Origin of the sequence: Burkholderia sp. M6-3 (assembly GCF_050858985.1) — a bacterium.
Classification (GTDB): Bacteria; Pseudomonadota; Gammaproteobacteria; order Burkholderiales; family Burkholderiaceae; genus Paraburkholderia; species Paraburkholderia caledonica.
Map to the genome: position 1 here is coordinate 3,022,372 of NZ_CP110090.1, position 23,133 is coordinate 3,045,504.

The 23,133-nt window shown below is 62.9% G+C and carries 21 protein-coding genes, 1 tRNA gene and 1 riboswitch; of the genes, 7 read left to right on the plus strand and 15 right to left on the minus strand.

Annotated elements, in window-relative coordinates; all coding sequences use genetic code 11:
• Positions 1-6: 6 nt before the first annotated feature.
• The 12 genes from OH764_RS13000 to OH764_RS13055 are packed head-to-tail and all read right to left on the minus strand — an operon-like array spanning position 7 to position 12,524.
• Positions 7-1,191 carry a beta-ketoacyl-[acyl-carrier-protein] synthase family protein gene (locus OH764_RS13000; protein WP_498847077.1) on the minus strand — a complete coding sequence of 395 codons (1,185 nt, stop codon included), beginning with the start codon at positions 1,189-1,191 and terminating at the stop codon, positions 7-9.
• Positions 1,188-3,677, minus strand: a complete 2,490-nt coding sequence (locus OH764_RS13005; RefSeq protein WP_498847078.1) for an MMPL family transporter — start codon at positions 3,675-3,677, stop codon at positions 1,188-1,190. The genes OH764_RS13000 and OH764_RS13005 overlap by 4 nt, the downstream gene beginning before the upstream one ends.
• Positions 3,677-4,357, minus strand: coding sequence for a LolA family protein (locus OH764_RS13010; protein ID WP_498847079.1), 681 nt, complete (start codon positions 4,355-4,357; stop codon positions 3,677-3,679). The genes OH764_RS13005 and OH764_RS13010 overlap by 1 nt, the downstream gene beginning before the upstream one ends.
• Positions 4,348-4,788 carry an acyl-CoA thioesterase gene (locus OH764_RS13015; protein WP_131317086.1) on the minus strand — a complete coding sequence of 147 codons (441 nt, stop codon included), beginning with the start codon at positions 4,786-4,788 and terminating at the stop codon, positions 4,348-4,350. Before OH764_RS13015 ends, OH764_RS13010 begins: the two co-directional genes overlap by 10 nt.
• The gene (locus OH764_RS13020; protein ID WP_498847080.1) at positions 4,785-6,398 is read right to left on the minus strand and encodes an HAL/PAL/TAL family ammonia-lyase; all 1,614 of its coding nucleotides are present in this window, start codon (positions 6,396-6,398) and stop codon (positions 4,785-4,787) included. The genes OH764_RS13015 and OH764_RS13020 overlap by 4 nt, the downstream gene beginning before the upstream one ends.
• Positions 6,385-8,121: a glycosyltransferase family 2 protein gene (locus OH764_RS13025; RefSeq protein ID WP_498848817.1), complete on the minus strand. Its 1,737-nt coding sequence runs from the start codon at positions 8,119-8,121 to the stop codon at positions 6,385-6,387. The genes OH764_RS13020 and OH764_RS13025 overlap by 14 nt, the downstream gene beginning before the upstream one ends.
• On the minus strand, positions 8,121-9,836 hold the full coding sequence (locus OH764_RS13030; protein ID WP_498848818.1) for an ApeI family dehydratase: 1,716 nt from the start codon (positions 9,834-9,836) through the stop codon (positions 8,121-8,123). Before OH764_RS13030 ends, OH764_RS13025 begins: the two co-directional genes overlap by 1 nt.
• The gene (locus OH764_RS13035) at positions 9,833-10,501 is read right to left on the minus strand and encodes a COG4648 family protein (protein WP_498847081.1); all 669 of its coding nucleotides are present in this window, start codon (positions 10,499-10,501) and stop codon (positions 9,833-9,835) included. The genes OH764_RS13030 and OH764_RS13035 overlap by 4 nt, the downstream gene beginning before the upstream one ends.
• Complete coding sequence (locus OH764_RS13040) at positions 10,501-10,752, minus strand: acyl carrier protein (RefSeq protein WP_020069032.1); 252 nt, start codon at positions 10,750-10,752, stop codon at positions 10,501-10,503. Before OH764_RS13040 ends, OH764_RS13035 begins: the two co-directional genes overlap by 1 nt.
• A gap of 3 nt (positions 10,753-10,755) precedes the next feature.
• On the minus strand, positions 10,756-11,055 hold the full coding sequence (locus OH764_RS13045) for a phosphopantetheine-binding protein (RefSeq protein WP_020069033.1): 300 nt from the start codon (positions 11,053-11,055) through the stop codon (positions 10,756-10,758).
• Complete coding sequence (locus tag OH764_RS13050) at positions 11,030-11,824, minus strand: lysophospholipid acyltransferase family protein (protein WP_498847082.1); 795 nt, start codon at positions 11,822-11,824, stop codon at positions 11,030-11,032. The genes OH764_RS13045 and OH764_RS13050 overlap by 26 nt, the downstream gene beginning before the upstream one ends.
• On the minus strand, positions 11,808-12,524 hold the full coding sequence (locus OH764_RS13055) for a beta-ketoacyl synthase chain length factor (protein WP_498848819.1): 717 nt from the start codon (positions 12,522-12,524) through the stop codon (positions 11,808-11,810). Before OH764_RS13055 ends, OH764_RS13050 begins: the two co-directional genes overlap by 17 nt.
• A gap of 520 nt (positions 12,525-13,044) precedes the next feature.
• Positions 13,045-13,261, plus strand: a riboswitch (yybP-ykoY riboswitch).
• Between the two features lie 11 nt (positions 13,262-13,272).
• Here OH764_RS13055 and OH764_RS13060 point away from each other — a divergent pair.
• Entirely contained in the window at positions 13,273-13,845 is a 573-nt protein-coding gene (locus OH764_RS13060) for a TMEM165/GDT1 family protein (protein WP_498847083.1), read from the plus strand.
• A gap of 55 nt (positions 13,846-13,900) precedes the next feature.
• Here the strand turns inward: OH764_RS13060 and OH764_RS13065 are convergent, their stop codons facing one another.
• Positions 13,901-14,611 (minus strand): DUF4136 domain-containing protein, encoded by a 711-nt coding sequence (locus OH764_RS13065; protein ID WP_498847084.1) that lies wholly within the window; start codon positions 14,609-14,611, stop codon positions 13,901-13,903.
• Between the two features lie 257 nt (positions 14,612-14,868).
• Here OH764_RS13065 and pepN point away from each other — a divergent pair, with 257 nt between their 5' ends.
• The 4 genes from pepN (at position 14,869) to OH764_RS13085 (ending at position 19,393) form a co-directional block, all read left to right on the plus strand.
• Positions 14,869-17,574, plus strand: coding sequence for a M1 family metallopeptidase (gene pepN / locus OH764_RS13070; RefSeq protein WP_498847085.1), 2,706 nt, complete (start codon positions 14,869-14,871; stop codon positions 17,572-17,574).
• Between the two features lie 184 nt (positions 17,575-17,758).
• Entirely contained in the window at positions 17,759-18,115 is a 357-nt protein-coding gene (locus OH764_RS13075; RefSeq protein WP_498847086.1) for a helix-turn-helix transcriptional regulator, read from the plus strand.
• A 131-nt stretch (positions 18,116-18,246) separates the two neighbouring features.
• Positions 18,247-19,263 carry a class 1 fructose-bisphosphatase gene (locus OH764_RS13080; protein WP_020069041.1) on the plus strand — a complete coding sequence of 339 codons (1,017 nt, stop codon included), beginning with the start codon at positions 18,247-18,249 and terminating at the stop codon, positions 19,261-19,263.
• 54 nt (positions 19,264-19,317) lie between these two features.
• A tRNA-Thr gene (locus OH764_RS13085) sits at positions 19,318-19,393 on the plus strand.
• A gap of 73 nt (positions 19,394-19,466) precedes the next feature.
• Here the strand turns inward: OH764_RS13085 and OH764_RS13090 are convergent.
• Positions 19,467-19,913: a hypothetical protein gene (locus OH764_RS13090; protein WP_498847087.1), complete on the minus strand. Its 447-nt coding sequence runs from the start codon at positions 19,911-19,913 to the stop codon at positions 19,467-19,469.
• A 447-nt stretch (positions 19,914-20,360) separates the two neighbouring features.
• Here OH764_RS13090 and OH764_RS13095 point away from each other — a divergent pair, with 447 nt between their 5' ends.
• Positions 20,361-20,510 (plus strand): hypothetical protein, encoded by a 150-nt coding sequence (locus tag OH764_RS13095; protein ID WP_006050185.1) that lies wholly within the window; start codon positions 20,361-20,363, stop codon positions 20,508-20,510.
• A gap of 280 nt (positions 20,511-20,790) precedes the next feature.
• Positions 20,791-21,387: a chorismate mutase gene (locus OH764_RS13100; protein ID WP_498848820.1), complete on the plus strand. Its 597-nt coding sequence runs from the start codon at positions 20,791-20,793 to the stop codon at positions 21,385-21,387.
• A 105-nt stretch (positions 21,388-21,492) separates the two neighbouring features.
• On the opposite strand, the gene OH764_RS13105 is transcribed toward OH764_RS13100, so the two are convergent.
• Positions 21,493-22,644 (minus strand): exonuclease domain-containing protein, encoded by a 1,152-nt coding sequence (locus OH764_RS13105; protein WP_498847088.1) that lies wholly within the window; start codon positions 22,642-22,644, stop codon positions 21,493-21,495.
• Positions 22,645-23,133 lie beyond the last annotated feature (489 nt).

Consider the following 23,133-nt stretch of genomic DNA (forward strand, 5'->3'; position numbering starts at 1 on the left):
CGCGCCTTACCGTGCAAGAATCAGACTGACATTGCTGCCGCCGAACGCAAACGAGTTGCTCATTACGTATTGAGCGCCCTCGCCGCGCGGCAAAAACCGTTCGCTTTCGACGAGTTCCAGCACGGGTAGCGCGGGGTCCGCTTCGCCGTCCCAGACATGGCGTGGCAGTGCAACGTCATGGCGTGCGAGCGTGAGCCAGGCGAAGCCGAGTTCGGTCGCGCCCGCCGCGCCCAGTTGATGGCCGGTCAGCGGTTTCGTGCCGCTCGTCGCGACGCCGTCGGGAAACACACGCGACATCAGGTTCGCTTCCATCTCGTCGTTCTTGCGCGTGGCCGTGGCGTGCAAGTTCACATAACCGATAGACGACGGCGCGATGCCCGCATCCGCGATTGCTTCGCGCAGCGCCATCTCGCCGCCCACACCTTGCGGATCGGGGGCCGAAATATGATGCGCATCGCTCGATTCGCCGACACCCGCAAGGCGCACCGCCGCTTCGTCGCGGCTCATCAGAAACACGGCCGCGCCTTCGCCGACATTGATGCCGCAACGATTGCGGCTCATCGGATTGGTGCGCTCGCCGCTGGTCGATTCGAGCGACGCAAAGCCTTGCACCGTCAACTCGCACAATGAATCGACACCGCCCACCACCACCGCATCGCACACCTGCAATTGCAACAGACGCCGCGCCGACGCGAACGCTTTCGCGCTCGACGTGCACGCTGTCGAGATCGTAAACGCTGGGCCCTTCAAGCCAAGTGCCGCCGCCGCGAAGGGCGCGGCCGTGCCGATTTCCATCTGCCGGTAGTTGAAGTTCGCCGGCAAGTCGCCCGCTTGCGCCTGATAGACGAACGCGGCCTCAGCCGCTTCGATACCAGATGTGCTGGTGCCGAGCACCACGCCGATCCGATGCGCGCCGTGGCGCTCGCGCGCGGCGTCGACGGCCGGCGCGATCTGCGCAAGCGCGGCGAGCAGCAAGCGATTATTGCGGCAGTCGTAGCGCGCGAGATCGGCGGGCGGAGCGAGATCGAGCGGCGTCAGGACGCTGCCAACAAACGCGTCGCCGATGCCCGTATGCACGGCCGCCATGCCTCGCGCGTGGCTCGCGGCGAGCGCCGGCACGATGCTGTCGAGGTCGCCGCCGAGCGCGTTGATCATGCCGAGCGAGTGCAAATAAACTGGTGGCGCTTTCATGCGGCCCTCCTGGATTCCGATGGCATGCCGATCGGCGCGAGCAGCACCGAGACCGCAATGCCGAGCGCGAGCGTCGCGCCGAAACTCTTTAGCGCAGGCATTGCGCTCATGCCGAGCATGCCGAACGACAACAGCGTGGTGGCGGCCGAAAGCAGCACGCCCGTCCACACCGCGCCGAGATCCGCGTCCCCGCGCAGGCACCCTTCACGCAGAAATACGGCGTAGTTCGCGCCGACGCCGAGCACGAGCATGAGCGCCAGCCAGTTGAACAGATTGAGCGGCACACGAGCGTAGCCGAATACCGCCAGTGTGACGCCTACTGCGAGCAGTACAGGCAGCGTCACGGCGATGCCGCCGCGCATGCGGTGTGCGAGCGGCACTTCGTTCGCGGCGTGCCCCGAGTGCGGTTGTTTCCGGGCGTAGCGCACGATCAGCAGAATCAGCACCAATGTCAGCGCGCCGCCGAGCCACCAGCCGCTGTCCACGCGATACGCACCGAACAGCTTCGATACGCTCGCGGCCTTGTCGACAAAAGCCACGCCTGGCACTGAGCGCGCGGTCGCGATCAAGGCGGCCTCGTTGCGCGGTGTCACGCCTTGCGGAATCACGACGGCGGCATACGCTTTCGTCGCCGCATCGACCTGACCGAGCCACAAATGCCGGTATGGTTGCGACCACGGCGCAGCGAGCCACTGGTCGACGGTCAGAAGCGTTTGTGGTTTCGTTTGCGCATTCTTTTCCGCTGCGATCCACGCGTCGGCGACTTCGTCCTTGAAGCCCGCTTGCAGCAGCGTGGCGCGCAATGCCGCCGTGTCGTCGAACACATGCTGCGCGAGCAACGCGCGGTCTCTGTTCTGCTGCTGTGCGGACGGCACGAACTGTGCGACCGATTGATAACCGCCCACCTCGTTCGGCGTGCCGCCAAGTGCCTCGAGTTTTGTCCCCAGCGCTTCGGCACGCTCCAACACGAGTTCCGGCGTGTCACCGCGCACGACGAAAAACTGCGCACTGTTATCGATTCCCACCGCGTTGCGCACCTTGTCCTCTTGCGCGACGAGCGACGGATCGCGCTGAATCAGCAGATGCACGTCGTCGTCGCTCGTGAGACGCAACCAGCCGGGAATCGCGACGATCAGCAACAGCGCTGCCACGATCCACGCACGCTTGCCGCCGATCAAGCGATGCCATGCGCTCAACAAACGCGCCGAGCGCTCGAACAGTCGCCGGGGACTGCGCTTCGGCGCATGCGGCAGCAACGCGGGCAACAGCCACATCACCGAGGCGAACGCCGTCACGATGCCCGCCATCGCAAAGCATGCAATCTGCTTGAGCGCGGGAAACGGCACCCACGTGAGAATCGCGTAACCAAGCAGGCTCGTGGCAAGCGCCACGCTCAGCGCGGGACGCACCGCACGTGCGCCCCGTCGCGCATCCCAATGGCGCCCGGCACCCAGATAGACGACGAAATACTGGATCGAATAGTCGACAGCTTCGCCGATCAGACTCGCGCCGAACACGAGCGTCAGCAGATGCAACTTGCCGAATACGAGCAGCGTCACCGCAAGCGCGCAGACGATGCCGAGCGCGGTCGAGACGAAGCCGAGCAGAAGCAGACGCGGTGAACGGAACACCCACATCATCAACAGCGCGATGCCGACGAGCGACGCGACGCCGATCAGATGCACTTCGCGTTCCGACGCGCTGCGCGCCGACTCGGCGTAGAACACGGCGCCGGTTCGTGCGACCGACACGTCGGGGAATGCCTGCTTCAACGAGCGCTCGCCTCGCGACAGGGCCGCGAGCACCGCGTGCTGCGTTTTGGTTTCGTATGCAGAGCCTGGCAGCGTAGCCATGATCAGTACGCTCGTCGCAGTGCCTTGATGCCCGTCTTGATGCGATACCAGCAATCCGTCTTCCAGTTCGAGATTCGATGTCGCAAGCGGCAGATTGCCGAGCCAGTGTTCGAGCCAGCCGAATGGATCGTCGGCAAGCGACGTAGTGAGTCCGCCGCGCACCGGGCTATAGATGCGTTGGGCGAGCGCGTCGCGCAACGCGGCGTCCGGCGCCTTACTGCCTGCAATTGCCGCGCGGTCGGCAGGCGTCAGCAAGCCGAAACGATATGGCAGATACAGCGCCGCTATCTGCGACAGATCGAATGGCGGCAACTCCGCCGTCACCGAAGCGAACGCCCCGCTTTTCTGCAGCGAAGCGCCGAGTTGCTTTGCCGCCGCTTTGGCGTGTGCATCGTCGTGACTGGTGACGAGAAAAACCGTGCGGTCGCCGAGAGCGCTCGCCAGCGTATCGACCGCTTTCTCCGCGACCGGATCTGCTTCAGTTGCCGGCAGCAGCGCAAGCAGATTCGTCTGCAACGGCGACGGCCCCGCGAAGCGCCAGCCGCAATACAACGCCGCGACGAGCGCGAGCAGCAGCCACGCGGCGCGCATGCCCCACGCGTTTTTCGCGGACCTGTGTTGCAGCAGGTCCATCAGGGCGTCCCGAGCAGACTGCGTTCGGCCACGGCCGGTTCGCTCACCGCTTCGCTCTTGCTGAATCCGAGTTGCGTCGTATCGCCGTTGGCGAGCGTGATACGCAAACTCTGCAGGAAGTCTCCGCCGCTCATCTGCAAGCCTTTAATCGACTGCGCAAGCTGCGGCTGGTTCGGCGTCAGCTGCATGCGCCAGTGCGCGGCGCTGCCCTCGGCCTGCACGTCGAATTGGGAATACAGCGCGGACAGATCGCCGCCGAGCATTGCACGCATCATCTTCGAAACTTGCGCGACGCCGCGCGTGCCTTGCGCGCTGTGCGTCGTGACGCGCTGACCGTTGGCATTGATTTCGGCGACGCCTGCATCGGTGATGACATAAGTGGCTTTGTACGGCGTGTCGATATGCCAGATCACGCCGCGCTCACGCAGAAACAACAAGGAACCGGTACTGACGAGCGGCTGCTTCATCGCGGCCAGCGTCTGCGTTTGCGTGAATTGCGCGCGCACGCCTTTGGCCTGCGCAAGATGCGATGCGACCTGCGAGACCAGTGCGGGATTGCCGTCTGTAGACGCGGCATACACTGGCCATGCCGGCACGCTCAACGCACTGGCCACCGCAATAGAAAACGCACAGGCACGCAGTCCACTCAACAACCGCACGCTGGAATTCATTATCGCCATACGCGCTCCAGTTTCTCGAAGACCACTGGCGGCGACACGAACTGCAGCTCTTGCGTGGCGGCATCGACCGCCACCTGGATCGTATAGCCCTTGGTGAGTCTCGTGCCCGATTCGCAATCGATAATTTCGTAGCCTATTTTCAGGCGGTTTTCGTGTTCAAGCAGTTGGGTGCGCACGTCGATCTTCTGACCGTACGTAGCCGGGCGAACATACTTGAGATGTGCTTCGACGATCGGCCACAGATAACCCGACGCCTGCATCTCGCGGTAGTCGTAATCGAATGCGCGCAACAGCGCCGCACGGCCGATCTCGAAGTACTTCAGATAATGGCCGTGCCAGCACACATTCATCGCATCCACGTCGTGGAACGGCACCTCCACTATTGCACTCGCGCTCAGTACCTTGCGGGTCGCGCTTTCCGTCGTACTCATGCTTGCGGTCCTCCGCGGTAATCGTGCAACAACCCGCATGCGGCAATGCGCGCAGTCAGCGCGCGCAAATCATGTTCGAGCGCGCGATCTTCGTCGACGAAAGGAGATTGCGTGCCGACGTTTTCCATGAACGTTCGCAACGCTGCAGGAACCGGCGTGGCGCTGTCGATGCGCAAGCGCAAACGCGCGGCCTGAACCGTTGCCAGCGTATGCGCGGCGGCAACCTGCTCGGTCAACTCCAGCACGCGCAAACAGTCGCGCGAGGCGATAGTGCCCATGCTGACCTTGTCCTGATTGTGCGCCTCGGTCGAGCGTGAGAATACGCTCGCGGGCATCGTGTTCTTGAGCGCTTCGGCAGTCCACGCGGACGACGAAATCTGCACGGCCTTGAAGCCGTGATTGATCGCGGCGCGCGCGGGCGCGGCGCCAGTCAGGTTACGCGGCAGGCCATTATTGAAATTGACGTCGACGAGGAGCGCCAGTTGCCGGTCCATCAGATCGGCGAGATTGGCGACCGCGACCTTCAGCGAATCCATCGCGAATGCAATGTGACCGCCATAGAAGTTGCCGCCGTGCAGTACCCGCTCGTTGTCGGGATCGATCAGCGGGTTGTCGTTTGCGCTGTTCAGTTCGTTTTCGATGTCGCGACGCACCCAGCTCAGCGCATCACGCGCAACGCCGATCACATGTGGCGCGCAGCGGATCGAATAGCGGTCCTGCAAACGGTGGCCAGGCGTATCGTCGCGGCCTTCCAGATCGTCGCGTATCCATGCGGCTGCCTGCGCCTGGCCGGCGTGCGGCTTCACTTCGAAGAGCGTGGCGTCGAAATGCGCGGCGCGGCCGTCGAGCGCGACGGTGCAAAGCGCGGTCAGGCGCGCAGTGAGCCGGGTCAGATGATCCGCGCGAGCGAACGCCAGACACGCGAGGCCGGTCATCACCGCTGTGCCGTTCATTAGTGCGAGGCCTTCTTTCGGCGCGAGCGTAAGCGGCGTATGTCCGAGTTCGTTCCACACTTCACGCACGTCGCGCAGACGTCCTTCGAACATGACTTCCCGTTCGCCCGCGAGTGCCGCGGCGACATACGAGAGCGGCGTCAGATCGCCGCTCGCACCGACCGAACCTTCGGCGGGAATGCGCGGCAGCACGCGATGATTGACCAGGTCAGCGAGGCGCTCGAGCAATACCGGGCGCACGCCTGAAAAGCCATAAGCGAGCGAGTTCAAACGTGCGGCGATGACGGCGAGTGTCTGTGCGTCGTCGAGATATTGGCCCATGCCGCAGCCGTGGTAACGCGTGAGTTGCAACGGCAAAGCTTCGACGAGCTCCATCGGCACGTCGACCACACAGGCGTCGCCGTAACCCGTGTTGACGCCGTAGACCGTCTCGCCCGCGGCAAGATGGCGGCGCAGAAAATCCGCGCCGCGTTGAATACGGGCGCGCCACGCGGGGTCCGCGTTCAATGCAACCGGCGCGCGATGCTGAGCAATCGCTATGACGTCTTCGATACTCAGCTTGCGCCCGCCGATCACGACGTGAGCCGCGTGGCTGTCGCCGTTGGAAGCCGCATGCGCGCCGGCATCCGGCGCGTCGATCAGGTCATGTTCGGCCATTCGCGTCTCGCTTGGGGCGAGCCCAAAAATCGAAGAAGTTGAACCATTGATAAGGTGCCTTGCGACAGTAATGTTCGAGACGCACTGCATAACGCTGCGCCCAGGCCGCGAGATGCTGCGTGCGTTCGCGGCGCGGCAATTCGATGCGCTCGGCGAACGGCTCGAAATAAAGACGATAACCGTCGTGTTCTTTCAGACAGAAGAACAGGTAGACCGGACAGCCGAGTGCATGCGCGAGCACATATGGACCTTGTGCGAAAGGCGCAGTCGCGCCGAGAAAACGCGCCTCGGTGGTGCGGCCGGCTTCATGCGCAGGCACACGGTCGCCCACGATCACCAGCAATTCGCCCGCGTCGACGCGCTCCTGCATCATCATCGCGGTTTCGGGCCCGAAGTCCGCGACTTCCAGCAGGTGCCGCGAGAACTCTCCATTCGCGGAGGCCAGCACGCTGTTGAAGCGCCGCGCATGTCCGGTATAGACGACCGCCGTGACTTTCGCATACGCGCCCTGTGCGGCGAGCGCACGGGTCATCTCCAGATTGCCGAGATGCGCGCCGATAACCAGCGCGCCCTTGCCGCTCGCGACCAATGCTTCGAACGCCGAAGGATCTTCGAACTGGACGTCCGCATTGTTGACGCGCCCGGACCACGCGGCGAGCTTGTCGAAGCCCGATTGGGCGAATGCCAGCATGTGACGATACGCAGAGAGCCAGCCCGGGCGAGGCGTATCGCCGTGCGGTTCGGCTTCGCGCAGACGCCTGAAGTAATTTGCGGACGCCTCGCGCGCGGCACGTCCCGTCAAGAGGAAATAAGCAACGATCGGATGCAGCCACAGCCCGGTGAAGCGGCGGCCGAACAACTTGCAACTGAGCGCGAGCAATGACATGCCCAGATGACTGCCACGTTCGGCAATACGCCACCAGTCCTGCGCTTCAGGGCTGCCGCTTTGTTTGCTCCGTGTATCGGCTGGCGCGGCACGCCGTGGCATGAACTTGTGCGCGAGCAGCATCGGCAGACGCGCCAGCATGCCGCACACGAGCCGCGTGTGGCTGCGGCTGATGCGCACGTTGTCCCACAGCACGTCGAAATGTGAAACGCCGTCGCTCGCATAGGTGACGCGCGTGGGAATCGAGCGGAATGCGGCGCGGCGCCAATAAAGGCGCACGAGAATTTCGATGTCGAAGTCCATGCGCGTGGGCAACTGCACGCTGTCGATCAGATCGCAAGCCAGCGCAAGCGGATACAGGCGAAAGCCGCACATGGAATCGCGAATGGTCAGCGAAAGCGTTTCGATCCACACCCAGACATGCGTCAGATAACGGCCGTAGAGACGCGCTTTCGGCACGCTCTCGTCGTAGACGGGACGGCCGAGAATCACCGCACCCGGTTCGGCGCGCGCCGCTTGGATGAAGCGCGGCACGTCGGTGGCGTCGTGCTGACCGTCGGCGTCGATCTGCAACGCGTGCGTGTAGTGGGCTTCGCGCGCGGCGCGCAACCCCGCCATCACCGCCGCGCCTTTGCCGCCGTTGACGGGCAGACGCAGTAACGTGAGCTGCGCCGCGTACTCGTGCGCGAGTTGCGCGAGCACCTGCTGCGTGGCCTCGTCGCTGCCGTCGTCGACGACGAAAATCGGCAAGCCGTGCACCGCGAGATGCGCGACGGTCGCACCAATCGCGTCCTTGTGGTTGTAGATCGGGATCACGATGCAGGGAGCGAAGTTCATCATGCGTCCGCCCGATAAACGATCACGCCCGACGCGCATTCGCGCTCGTTCGCCCGATACACGAACTGCACCCGCTGACGTGCGGGATCGTGCGCGAGCGTGAGCTTGAGCACCGCGCCCGGCCCAACCGGCGCCATGAACTTCAATCGATCGATCGACGTGAAACCGCGCACGCAAGGCAGTTGCTCGGCGGCAAGCCGCATCGCCCAATCGATCTGTACCACGCCCGGCAGAATCGGCAAGCCAGGAAAGTGGCCGGCGAAATGCGGGAGCGTGGCGGGCACGCGCAACTCGTAATGCAGTGTCTCCGCGGTGTCGCCACCGCGCGCTTCAGCCAGCACTTCGACGCCCTCGGCGCGCGGTTCGAACGTCGCCGCGACCGCCGAGACCGGCAGCTTGCCGCGTGCGTCGAACGGCAACGCAAGACGAAAGCGCCAGTGACGCGGCAACACGACGACATCGAAATAATCGGCGAGATGTCGGCGCAAGGTTTTCGCGAGCAGCACGCGGCCTTCGTCGCGCAATGCTTTATTACCTGCTTCGGTCAACGCGACGACAGCGCCGACGCGCTCACGTACGCCGCCCTCGAGCGGCACGATTGCCGCTTGCGTGACATACGGATGCAGCGCGAGGCGCGCCTCCAGTTCCGGCAGCGACACGCGCTTGCCGTCGAGCTTCATTACGCGATCAAGCCGGCCTTGCAGACGGAAGCGGCCTTGCTCGTCGAATGCGATCCGGTCGTCGGTGCGATGCCAGCCGTCGTGGTCCAGATGCGGTGAGCGCACGCTGAGCGCACCGTCTTCGTCGCGGCGCACTTCGATGCCGCTCACCGGTTGCCATGCATCCGTCTGATCCTGGCGGCGCCACGCAATGCCGCCCGTCTCAGTGCTGCCATAGATTTCGAGCGGCGCGGCGCCGTAGGCCGCCGCATATTCGTGCGCGGCTTCAAGCGCAAGCGGACCGCCCGACGAGAAAAAAGCGCGCGGTGCGGGCGTCAATCCGGCGAAGCCAGGCAGCGCAGGCCAGCGCGATAACTGCGCGGGCGTCGACACGATCACCGCCGCTCCGCTCTGCGCGAGCTGCGCTTGCAGATGCAGCGGTTCGATGCTGATCTCACGGTCGAACGCGCGGCCGGCGGCCAGCGGCCACATCACGCGAAACAGCAGACCGTAGATGTGATGGTGCGGCACGCTCGCGAGCATCGTCGCGTTGCCAACTAACGTGCCCCACTGCTGTTCGAGCGTATGCACCTCGGCGTTGAACTGCGCGAGCGTCTTGCGAATCGGCTTGGGCCGGCCGCTGCTGCCCGACGTGTAGAGCGTGAGCGGTGCTTGCGGGTCGATTTGTGCGCCCGGCGCTTGAGCGTCGGCGTCGGCGTCCGCGTCGGCTTGCGCATACGGCGCCAGCGCAGCGTCGGAGAGCACGACGTCGTAGGCATCGGCGAGATCGGCGAGATAGCCGGGCGTCGCGTTCGCCGGAATCACCGGCTCCTTGCCGCATGCGAACAGCGCGAATAACGCGCAGGCGAAATCGAAGGGATCGTCGATACACAATGCGTAGCGTTGCGCCGCCTGCGATTGCAATGCCGCCAGCAGCGTCGCAACGCGCGCGCGAAACGCAGCGCGATCGAGCAGCAAACCGCGATCGCGGCAAACCGGCGCGGCGGCCGCTACTGTACTCAACGGAGTCGACAACAGGTCGTGCAACGCGATCATGCCGCCTCCGAACGCGCGGCGCGCGGCAGCACCACGAGGTAGCGCCATATGACCTCGGCGATGAGCAAAACACCGATCAGCACATAAGCAATTGCGCCGTTATAGATCGACCAGTTCGCGCGGCTCCAGTAGAGCGCGGTATAAGCAGAGAAAGCACCGTTCAGCAGAAAAAACACACACCACACCTGAGTAACGCGCCGCGTATGGCGCACTGCGCCCAGCGGCAGATCGGGGTTGCCGAGGCGCGCAAACTTTTCGATCATCGACGGGCCACGCACGAGCGTCGCGCCGAACGCGATCAGCAGGCCGAGATTGACGAGCGATGGATACAGGCGCAACAGCAGCTCGCTGTTGGTCAACACGATTGCCGCCGACGCGCAGCTCAGCAAGCCGACCACGGTCCAGTCGATTGCGGAGAGGCGGCGCAGCGATGTCGCGACCGGACCGCTGCCGGCCCAGCGCTGCAACCACAGGATCGCGAACAGCATGCAGCCGACATAACGCGGCGTGTCCCACCGCCATGCGCACAGGATTAACGCCGGATAGGCGAGCTTCACCAGCACTTGCACGACTGCCTTGACCCAATGGCGCCCGCCGGTGGACGAGGCGCCGGAAGCAGGCGCTTCAGTCGCAGCCGCCGGCGTTCCCGAGCGCACTGCCGGCATCAGCCTTGGGCCGCCAGCAGGGATTCGACAGCACCGATCACGTCGCCGACCGTGCGCACCGACTTGAACTCTTCCGGCTTGATTCGGCGGCCGGTCATTTCCTGCAACTTGATCGCGAGATCGACGGCGTCGATGCTATCCAGATCGAGGTCTTCGAACAGATGGGCGTCGGGCGTCACGCGCTCGGGCTCGATTGCGAAGTTCTCTTTGAAGATGGCGCGGATGCGTTCAAGAATCTCTGCCTCGGACACGATTTATTCCCCTTTTCTGTTGGTTTCGTTCGCAGCGTGCGCCGCTTCGCGCTGACTCTCGACCAGCGCGGCCAACGTGCTGATCGAGCGGAAATGTTCGCGCGTGCGTTCGTCGTTTGCCGCAATGGTCAATTGGTATTGTTTGCGCAGCACGATGCCGATTTCGAGTGCGTCGATCGAATCGAGACCGATGCCGTCGGTATCGAACAATGGCGCATCGTCGTCGATATCGGCGGGACTCAGGTCTTCCAGATCGAGCGCTTCGATGAGGAGCTGCTTAATTTCCAGTTTTAAAGAATCCATAATCGAACAGGTGCTGAGTAATGTGTGCTTCGACGGCACTCGTCACGCTGCGCGCAGCGAGAGCCGGTGTAGTGTCGTCTGCCTTGAGCTGGTCCACGCCCAATGGTTCGAGCACGTTCACGCGCATGCGGAACGCTCGCGCGGGCACGTGGTACCAGCGCATCTGCTTCGTGAACGCGGGCGGGTCGCAATCCATCAGCACAGGCACGATCGGCGCGCCGACCTTCAACGCCATATGCGCGAAGCCGCGCGAGAACGCATGCAACCGGTTCGGAGCGGGGCTGCGCGTGCCTTCCGGAAATATGATCATCGTATAGCCCGCGGCCAGCTGCCTCGCGCCGGCCTCGACCAGTTCCGCGGGATCGACATTGCTGACGTATTCCGCCGAGCGCACGATTCCCCAGAAACACGGATTGCTCCAGTGCGCGTTTTTCACGACGCAACATGCATGCGGCGTGAGCGAGAGCAGCACCATCACGTCGAGATACGTGGGGTGATTCGCCACCACGATGGACGGCTTGCGCGCGCGCAACGCGTCCACGCCCGACACTTCGAGCTCCATCACGCCAATGCGCTGAAGTACGGCGACAAGCGCGCGAAAGAACCAGTGGATCACGCCCGTCACCGCAAGCTGTCGCGACGCGCGATGCGGCCACAGCCACGCGAGCGGAAACACGAGCACCGAAAATAGCACGCCGCAGATGCCGAACACGACGAACGCCATGCCGGTGGCGAAGAGTCGCCAGGCGTAATCAAGCCGCGCGGTCATGCCATTCCCAATGCCATAGGGCGCCGGCGCCCTGCCAGGCCGTCGGTTTGCGGGTCTCGAGACAGTGCAGCAGCGCCTGGCTCTGTGTGGCGAAGCGCGTGTCGGTCTCGGTGGTGTCACGCCGTTGCGCGGTGTCCGGGCCGACAGCCGCGGATCGCGCACACACGAGATGGCCCAACGCGCCTTCGCTGCTCAGCAGAATAGCGATCGCGCCGCCCTGGACTTCGTCTTCGATGGTGCCGTATGCAGGATCTGCAGGCTCGTCGGCGTAGACGAGCAATACCGGCGACGCAGGCTGCGTCGCGAATTGCGCAAGGGCTTCGAGGAGCGCATAGCCGAGCGTTTCAGGGCCGGCGGAGATCGCGCTAGCCGCCGAGCGGTCGCCCCGCGCAATGCCAAACACGCCCGTCATGGCGTTGAGCACCGAGAGGCTGAAGGCGGTCGGCGAGACGGGCTCGCCGGAGCTGATCGCGCGGAGGATGTCGGTAGTGCGGCGCAACTCCCCGTGCCGCGAGGCGAACACGACGCGGGCCTCGCCGGCGCCGACACAATCGTGCGCAACCTTCAGTGCGACTCGGGACAGAGTGCTGAGACGCCGCCGCACGATCGGCTCGATAAAGCCGATGTCGGGTGCGGCAGAAGCGGCGGCAGGCCAGCTAGACCAGCGAGCGACCGGAATGGTCCAGTGCGGATCGGGCATATCGGTGTTCGCGCGTAGAAGCAGGGAGAGGTTGAAGCGCCTGACGGAACACGCAGCCTTCATAGCGTATGCGCGCCGCGCGGACCGGCAACTCCAGCCGCGGGTCGATCCAGTCTTTTTGTAGGTTCACCGAAATTAACGGCACATCGGCCAGATTATTTAGGCGCCTCTGACAATGGACCTTATAGATTGGCTCCGGCTCCCGCAGTGGCCGGAATCATACTGAAGATTCTGGTTTAAATCAGCCAAAAAAGACGTATCCATCTGTATCCGTGTCGCGATTGCCACGGTGCCGTTCAGACCATATTAGATTTCGCGGACGTTTCAAGGGACGCCTTGGGAAATGCCTATGGCGGCGCGTTTTCCCGCCGGATTCCAGTGTTGCGCGACGCGGCTTACGCTGAAACTCGCTTGAAACTTTCAATAAACTTTCTGCGAACGCTGTTGCACTTCAATACATTCATTTTGCCGGCCGATGCATGGGCCGGCGCTGCGGCCGTCATGCGACGCCTGCTATAATCCGCCCCTCATTGGGGAGTAGCCGCCCTGCAGCGCGTTCATCCGGCAAGCATGCTGGGCTCGTGGAACGCGAATTCGCGGGGGCGCCTGTCAACAGACTTGGCCGTCACGGCCATGGCAGCCGCAGCCTCTGGCCTGGCGAGACCGATGACCCACACCCCGCCGCAATTGGGCCCGGCGTGTCGTGGGTCGTCGCTCGTTCAATCTCGGCCCGGGAATTCAAAACAACGTGATCCACGCTTTTCTTATTTCGACCGGAGCGGTCGCGCTCGCCGAGATCGGCGACAAGACGCAATTGCTGTCGCTCGTGCTTGCCGCGCGTTATCGCAAGCCAGCGCCAATTATCCTGGGCGTGCTGGCCGCGACACTCGTCAATCACGCGGGCGCGGGCGCACTTGGCGCGTGGCTCGGCTCGCTGCTCACGCCCACTGTGATGCGCTGGGCGCTGGCTATTTCGTTCATCGGCATGGGTTTGTGGATTCTCGTACCCGACAAGCTCGCCGATGACGAGGCCAACACGAACCGCACCCACCTCGGCGTCTTCGGCGCAACTGTGGTGGCATTTTTCCTGGCGGAGATGGGCGACAAGACGCAGATCGCGACGGTGGCGCTTGCCGCGCGGTTTCACGATTTCTTCGGCGTGGTGGCCGGCACCACGCTGGGTATGACGATCGCCAACGTGCCGGCGATCCTGCTCGGCGACCGTTTCGCTCACCGTCTGCCGACCGGCGTCGTGCATGGCATCGCCGCCGTGCTGTTCGTCGTTCTCGGGACGATGGCATTGTTCGGCGCGGGAATCTGAAGCGAACCGTGAGATCCGGGCGCCAACCGGATTGCGCGCCGCGCTCACCGCTCCGTCACTGCGTGGCTTTCGCGCCGGATGCGGGCGCCGGCGCCATGGCCGACGCCGGTGCAGCGGCGGGCACAGGCGTTTCGTTCGGAGCGCCTGCGCCACCGCCGAGCGGAATCTTGACCGTACGCACGACGCCATTGCCAAGCGGGAAGTCAGCGAGCGCGCTGCGGGCGAGATACGGCATAGCCCTCACCAGCGACGACTCGTCGCCCGAATTGCGCGCGGTCACGTTGTAGACTTCCTTGCCGGTCGCGCGCTCGGTGATCCGAATACCTAGCAGATGTGTGAAGATCGGATAGCTCTGGTTCACGTATCCGGCGGGGAACGGTCCCCATGGCCCCCACGGATCATACGGGCGCCCCCACCCCCAGTAAGGCGCGGGCCACGGGTTGTAATAGACCGGCTCGGCCACTGTCACCACGTCCGAGCGGATTCCATACGATAGCCCGACCAGATAGCGCGCCTCCGCGCCGTCCACCTGGCGAAACGCGTGCGTGGCCAGTTCATTGGCGACGATGTGCTCATACGTGGTCAGTTCGAGATTGTTCCGCTGGTCGAGTTCGCGCGCGAACGCGTAGGTACGCGTCGCGTCGCCGCCGCTCCAGTCGGAAAACGCGGTGACTTGTGTCGTGACGTAAGTGGTGCAGCCGGACAGCAGCACGGTCAGCGCCGCCAGCAGCAGCATGGCGCGGCGCGTCCATCGGTTCGTTTTCATGGTCTACCTCGGGAAGCGTTTGGGTCGGCTCGTGTTTGTATTGTACGTAGACCGTAGGCCCGGCCCCACCTTTCCGGGTCCCGCTGCGTGCGCCTACGTCTGTCTGGACGGCCGGTCGCGCGCCGGCCTTGCGGCGCATTGGGAACGGTCGAAAGTTCGCTCCGCACGATTCGCCGAGGCTTTGTACAATGGCTCGACAAGCCCGGCTCACGTGCCTTCGCGCGCCGGCCGCTCGAGTCCCATCACTACAGAACGCCATGGCCGATACCGCAACGCCCAATGTGATCCGCCGCGCCGATTATGCGCCGCCCGCTTTCCTGATCGACACCGTCGCACTCGAATTCGACCTGCTGCCGGAACGCACGGTCGTGAAGAACACAATGCGCGTGCGCCGCAATCCGGACGCGTCGCGCGCCGCGCATCTGGAGCTAATGGGCGAACAGCTTGAATTCGTCAGCGCCACGCTCGACGGCCAGCCGTTCGCCAACGCGCATGCGCACGAACACGGCCTGGTCCTCGACAACGTGCCGGAAAAGTTCGAACTCACGCTCACGAGCATTTGCAATCCGGCCGCGAACACCACGCTCTCCGGCCTGTATGTTTCGAGTGGGAATTTCTTTACGCAGTGCGAGGCCGAAGGCTTTCGTCGCATCACGTACTTCCTCGACCGGCCGGACGTCATGGCCACTTACACGGTTACGCTGCGGGCCAGCAAGGCCGATTACCCCGTGCTGCTGTCCAACGGCAATCTGCTCGAAGAAGGCGATCTGCCGGACGGCCGTCATTTCGCGCGCTGGGAAGATCCGTTCAGAAAGCCGAGCTATCTGTTCGCACTTGTCGCCGGCAAGCTCGTTGCGCTGGAAGAGCGCGTAAAAACGGGCTCGGGCAAGGAAAAGCTGCTGCAGGTGTGGGTCGAGCCGCACGATCTCGACAAGACCCGTCACGCAATGGATTCGCTGATTCACTCGATCCGCTGGGACGAGGAGCGCTTCGGGCTTGAACTGGATCTGGACCGCTTCATGATCGTCGCAGTGAGCGACTTCAACATGGGCGCGATGGAGAACAAGGGGCTCAACATCTTCAACACGAAGTATGTGCTGGCGAATCCCGAAACGGCGACCGACACCGACTTCGCGAATATCGAGGCGGTGGTCGGCCACGAGTATTTCCACAACTGGACAGGCAATCGCGTGACGTGCCGCGACTGGTTCCAGTTGAGCCTGAAGGAAGGCCTGACAGTATTTCGCGATCAGGAGTTTTCGGCCGACATGGCCGCCGGCGAGACCGACGGCAGTGACGAAGCCGCGCGCGCCACCAAGCGCATTGAAGACGTGCGCGTGCTGCGCCAGATGCAGTTCGCCGAAGACGCCGGGCCGATGGCCCACCCGGTGCGTCCCGAAAGCTACGTCGAGATCAATAACTTCTACACGATGACGGTCTACGAAAAGGGCTCCGAAGTCGTGCGGATGTATCAGACGCTGTTCGGCCGCGAAGGGTTTCGCAAGGGCATGGACCTGTATTTCAAGCGGCACGACGGCCAGGCCGTGACTTGCGACGACTTCCGTCATGCGCTCGCCGACGCAAACGGCCGCGACCTCGCGCAGTTCGAGCGCTGGTACAGCCAGGCGGGCACGCCGCGGGTGACGGTGCGCACGCGTTACGACGCCGCGCAGCAGCGCTACAGCGTAACGCTCACGCAAGGTTATGGCGACGCGGCACCGGCCGCACGCGAAACGCAAAAGGGCCCGCTGCTGATTCCGTTTGCGATCGGCCTGATCGGCAAAGACGGAAAAGACATGCCGCTGCAACTGGAGAGCGAGCCGAAGGCTTCGGACTCGACCACTCGCGTGCTCGAATTCACGCAGACCGAGCAGACCTTCACGTTCGTCAATGTCGCGCAGGAACCGTTGCCATCGCTGTTGCGAAATTTCTCGGCGCCGGTGATCGTCGAATACGATTACTCGGCGGATCAACTGGCGTTCCTCCTCGCGCACGACAGCGATCCGTTCAACCGCTGGGAAGCCGGTCAACGGCTCGCCACGCGCGAGTTGCTGACGCTAGCCGGACGGGCCGCAAGCGGCGACGAGCTGCAGCTCGACGACTCGGTGGCGGCCGCGTTCGCACGCGTACTCACGGACGAGTCGCTCTCGCCGGCTTTCCGCGAACTTGCATTGATGCTGCCGTCCGAAGCGTATCTCGCCGAGCAGATGGCCGAATCCAATCCGGCGGCCGTGCATGCGGCGCGGCAGTTCGTGCGCAAGCGCCTCGCCAATGCACTCAAGAACGACTGGCTAAAGATCTACGAGCAACATCGCACGCCGGGCCCGTATGAAGCCACGCCGGCGGCGGCAGGCCACCGTGCGTTGAAGAACCTGGCGTTGTCTTATCTCACGGAGCTCGACGATCCGTCGGAAACGGTGCGGCTCGCGTCTGCGCAATACGATGCGGCGAACAACATGACGGACCGCGCGGCGGCGCTGTCCGCGTTGCTCAATGCATCCGCGGCAAATGGTGGCAGCGCCGAAGCGCAGCACGCGCTCGACGACTTCTACCGGCGCTTCGAGAAGGAGCCGCTTGTAATCGACAAGTGGTTCGCTTTGCAGGCAACGCAGCGCGGCAGCGCGCAGCGTCCAGTCATCGACGTCGTACGCAAGCTGATGACGCATCCGGCCTTCAATCTGAAAAATCCTAACCGCGCGCGCTCGTTGATTTTCAGCTTCTGCGCGGCCAACCCCGCGCAGTTCCACGCCGAAGACGGCTCGGGGTATGCGTTCTGGGCGGACCAGGTAATCGCACTCGACGCGATCAACCCGCAAGTGGCCGCCCGCCTCGCGCGGTCGCTCGAATTGTGGCGCCGCTTCACGCCGACGCTGCGCGAAGGCATGCGCGCGGCACTGGAGAAAGTGGCATCGCAAGTCAAATCGCGCGACGTACGTGAGATTGTCGAGAAAGCGCTCGCATGACGCTCCTCTGACGCGGCCCTCCGTATCAGCAAGCCGGCACACGTTGCCGGCTTTTTTTCGCCTTTTGTTTTGCGACGACCTCGGGCCTCAGGCTCGCCTCGACGTTAGCCGTCTGGCTGACTGTTCGGTCGCGTCCGGACGGGTGAAAGTAAACCCATCCATTTAACGGGTTACGTTTAACGCGATGCTTCTCGAACCGCTCGGCAAGTCAGTCAACGCGCTCGCGCTCGCGTTGCGCGTAAAAGCGCCGCGCATCAACGACGTGGTCCGCGGCAAGCGCGCAATTTCCGCCGACACTGCGCTGCGCCTCGAGCGCTATTTCAGCGCGAGCGCGCGGTTCTGGCTCAACCTGCAAATCGCATACGACCTGCGCGTTGCCACGGCGGCAGCGGGCGAGCAGATCGAACGCGAGATAGAACCCATGCCTAAGGCGGACCGTCCGAAGCTGCCGAAGGTATCGGCGGAACACGCCCCTGCTGCGGCACTTGCAGCCAGCGTGAGCGGCAACGCGACGGGCGGAAAGGCCCGGCGCAAAGGCTGAACGGCTCGCTCGCGCAGAGCCGCTCGGACCAATCGGGAGCCATTGCATGCGCGCTCCGATGTCAAAAGCACAGAGCGGACACACCGAGCGGTTAAAATCGGGATATTCCTCAAGCCTCCTGGAGTACAGCAATGTCCTTGCAACGTCGTACCACTCTCACGAAGTACCTGATCGAGCAGCAGCGGGAAACCAATAACCTGCCGGCCGACCTGCGGCTTTTGATCGAAGTTGTCGCACGCGCATGCAAGGCGATCAGCTATCACGTTAGCAAAGGCGCATTGGGCGACGCACTCGGCACGGCGGGCAGCGAGAACGTCCAGGGTGAAGTACAGAAGAAGCTCGACATTCTGTCGAACGAAATCCTGCTCGAAGCCAACGAATGGGGCGGCAACCTGGCGGGCATGGCGTCGGAGGAAATGGAGCAGTTCTTCCCTATCCCCGCGAACTATCCAAAGGGCGAGTACCTGCTGGTGTTCGATCCGCTCGACGGCTCATCGAACATCGACGTGAACGTTTCTATCGGCACGATCTTTTCGGTGCTCCGCTGCCCAGATGGCCAGCAGCCCACCGAACAGTCGTTCCTGCAGCCAGGCACAGAACAGGTTGCTGCGGGTTATGCCGTGTATGGACCGCAAACCGTGCTGGTGCTGACCACCGGCAATGGCGTGAACTGCTTCACACTCGACCGGGAACTTGGTTCGTGGGTGCTCACGCAAAGCGACATGCGCATTCCTGTCGAAACGCGGGAGTACGCAATCAATGCGTCGAACGAACGTCACTGGTATCCGCCGGTTGAGCAGTACATCGGCGAACTCAAGCAGGGTAAAGACGGCCCGCGTCAGAGCGACTTCAACATGCGCTGGATCGCGTCGATGGTGGCAGACGTGCACCGTATCCTGAATCGTGGCGGCATCTTTATGTATCCGGCCGACAAGCGCACGCCGGAGAAGCCCGGCAAGCTGCGGCTCATGTACGAAGCGAATCCGATGGCGTTTATCGTCGAACAGGCGGGCGGCGCGGCAACCAACGGCGAAAAGCGCATTCTCGACATTCAGCCCAAGAGCTTGCATGAGCGCGTTGCGGTGTTCCTCGGATCGAAGAACGAAGTGGACCGCGTGACCCGCTACCATCTCGAAACAAAAAAGTGATTCGAGGGCTTGCCAAGCCAATAAAGAAGTCCCTATAATCTCGTTTCTCCTGATGCCGGAATAGCTCAGACGGTAGAGCAGCGCATTCGTAATGCGAAGGTCGGGGGTTCGATTCCTCTTTCCGGCACCATCAAGATTCAAGCAAAAAGCCCAGTCCTCATGACTGGGCTTTTTGTTTTTCGTCGACGTCTTCGGCTTGCTTCCTAGTCACGCAAGTGAGGTCTGCCAAATTGCGCGACTGTCCCGAGGTTACGCGCGACGACCGCGTCGCTGATCTGGCCGGCGTCTTGTTTACCGTCCGTGCGTTTAGCGTCTCCGTACGCAGCGACTGCCTCCTTCGGCGCTGACGGAAACCACGAGATGCGGCCATCGCATTCGATCCCGACCTGCCGTCCATTCCAGTACACACCGTTTTCCATGACGAACCCTTTGAAGGCGAAGACAACCATCTTCCGCATTGGCCGCCGGGGGTCAGTTGTCCACCGCACCGTGGCCGACGGAAACCAGTCACGTTCATCATAGGAGGCGACGTTGACGCGGCGAGGCTCGTCACTAAAGAAGACGAAGTTTTGGCGCAAAGTGCGCGGCGTTGATGCCAGCAGCAAGAGACGGCCGACGCATTCGAATGCGAGGAGAGCCTTATTGCGCATATCGCGCTTTAAAAATTGGTCTCCGTCAACGAGGTGACAAATAAATCGTTTACAAAGTAATCACCGTGGTTGCAACAGAATAAATGTCCGATCGGCAATAAACGAACGTTCGCTTTTTACCGGGAATTTTATGCCGATATCGCAATGCACAAATGCATCGTCAGTCGGGGAATACCCGGAGCATACTGAAGACTGATACTGCAAATGTACCGTTCGCCTTCGTGACAGCCCGCTGGATAAGGCTCGCAAGGGATTTTCGAAACATTCGACGTTTAAACTGTACGCAAGACCACGGAACGGCGACCAAGCGAACCTATAAATTTGATCAGAAGCTCTGCTGAAATGGTGCGCTGTGCCGTTAAAGCAACAAAGATGGTGTGATGCTAATCGGACACTGGTGCGAAACGGGGCACGAGGCCGATAATCGGTTTGTAAAGGAGAACGATCATGGATGCCAAACCACCGAAGATCCCGACCCCGGACAAAGTCTTTAGCCCGGATCCGGAACCTGTCGGCGTCGAGTTTCTCGGGGCGGAATTGCCAGAGCATGTGCGCGCCTTTTTCGACGAACAACGCAAGTCTTGCGACGCAAAGTAATTGTGCAGCGGCGCGACTCGGTAGCGGTCCTTGTGCTTATGGCACAAGGCGCGGTGCCGCGCGGCTCGCTGATTCCTTTGGATCACACTCTCACCAGGCCGACTAGCGCTGACTGGCGTTGACGCTCGCACTCGAGCCTGCGACCGCCTCTGCTCGCGTGAACTGGCTGGTTCTGCCGCGACCGGCAGCACCGCTTTGATGCCGGCGAAAACGCTCGTGCAATGAAGCATCGTCTATGCTTCAGCTTTCCTTCCACAGCCGCCCGGCCATCGTCCAGCTTATGAATCGTCTGTTTCGCTTTGCCGCGCCGTGCGCGCTCGCCCTTCTCGCATCACTCCTGGTTGCCCCTAGTTCTGCCCTCGCCGACGGCGACGATACCGCGCTCACGAATCTGATCGCGCTCGCGTCGCAGCGACTCGCCCTCGCGGAACCGGTCGCGCGCTGGAAGTGGGCTAATCACCAGGCAATCACCGACACGCCGCGCGAGCAGGCGTTGCTTGCTGATGTGGAGAAACGGGCGGCAGCCGCCAACGTCGATCCGGCGTTCGCGCGCGCGTTCTTCCAGGATCAGATTGACGCGAGCAAAGATGTGCAGAACGCACTTTTTGCGAGCTGGCGCGCAACGCAGCCGCCGCAGGAGCCGGCTCCCGACCTCGCAACGAGCACGCGTCCGCAACTGGATCGCTTGACGCAATCGCTCGTCGCCGGCCTTGCTCGCGTGCAACCGCTGCGCGCGGCTCCGGATTGTCCGTCGCGCGTCGCGCAATCGCTGGCTAGCTGGAAGTCTCTGACTCGCTACGATTCCGCGCGCTCAACTGCATTGAATCGCGCGCTTGGGCACGTATGCGAAAGCGGTGGCGTCGGCGCAACCGGCTGACGGTGCGGTAGACGCAAGACGCGGTCGAAGGAAAAACGGCCGCGGAGAGGAACGACGAATTCTCGCCCGGTCACCCGTAGCAGCCGCGCAATCAGGCGAGAGCGGTCAAACGACGCCTACGGCTGGCGCGGCGCCCAGCACGCTGAGCGGCATAATCCGCAAGCCGCGCGCAAGGTGGCTCTGCAAAATCTTGTAGGTCGACGCTTCGAAGCCGCCGGCCAGACTGGCGGCATGCAGTTCGGTCGCCTGCGCCAGCGACGGCGCATGGCCGATGTAACACCATTGGTCGACGACATGGAAAGCGCGCGCCTGCGACGCTTCTTCATGCTCCTCGAAAACGACGGGCCCCTGGAACGGCCACGGCGCGCCCGCAGGATCGCTCTTCGAGACGCGTGGCACACGGTTATGCCCCGGCCGCAGCGTCGCGATCCACTGCGCCTCGGCGAGCATCGCACCCAACTCGCCGCCGGTGGCGCGCCACTCTACGCGCCGCACTTGCTGCGCAAGCCGGATATCTTTCGACGAACGTCGTTCGCCTGTCAGATGCGCACGAAGTCGCTGACGGACACGCACGCTCCGCCCGACGTACAACGGCAAGTCGTCGTCTCCATAGAATGCGTAGACGCCGCATCCGGCAGGCGCGGTCTCAAGCAGATCTTCGGTGATGTCGCCTGCCAACCGATAGCGCCGCGTCGTGCGCTCAATATGCGCGCGCAGAACGTCGAGCGGCACGAGGCCGTGAAGCCGCTGCCAGAACTGCCAGATCAGATCGGCGTCGGCAAGCGCGCGATGCCGGTCGGACGGCACCAGCGAGTGTCGCTCAACCAGGGCGTCGAGCCCGTGGCGCTTTTCAGACGGGAACAACGCGCGCGACAGGCGCACGGTGCACAAGACGTCCGGGTCGAAGGACAGGCCGACACGGCGGAACTCGCCGCGCAGAAACCCCCGGTCGAAGCTCGCGTTGTGCGCGATGAAGAGTTTGCCGTTGAGTCGGGCAAACAGTTCGGGCGCGATGGCGTCGAACGTCGGCGCGCCGCGCACCATCGCGTTCGTGATACCGGTGAGCTGCTGGATGAACGACGGGATCGGTTGCTGCGGATCGACGAGGCTGCTCCAGCGCGAGACGCCGGCCGGCCCCACTTCGACGACGCCGACTTCGGTAATGCGGTGCTCGCTAGTCGAGCCACCGGTGGTTTCCAGATCGACGAAGACGATTGGATCTTTGAGGGCCGTTTCGGACAAAAACTGTTCAGACATGAAAGGAATGCTTGGACGCGTGACTTTGCGGCAAGTATGCACTAGTTAGCGGCCAGTGGCCCGCGGGCATGGGCGGGGCTTGGTCCGCCCCTCGTCGGCGAGGGTCTCCTCAGCGTCGGCCGCGGCCCCACCTCCCGACGCAGTGGGGCATTGAAAGTACGCGGCGTTATATAGTGCGTGGGTAATAGAGTCGCCGGTTTGGTAAGGTACTCGGCAATTCTTTTTCTTGCGCACTTACCAAATTGTTCGTCGGAGAAATTCCGCGCCCTTTGTTAGGTGATTCCAATAGGACTGCGGCCATACCCACTTTGTCCTGTGACGCGATAGATCGCGCCTTCGAAGCGATAAAGTAATCTCATTGTCTTTGGTGCTTGGTCAATATTACTTTAGCCGACCAATCCTTGATAATAAGAAGGAAGCATTTTCCGACCGCCGTTGCCGGTAATGCTCTGCAACGTTGATAAGTGTTTCTCCGACTTGTTCGCGGAC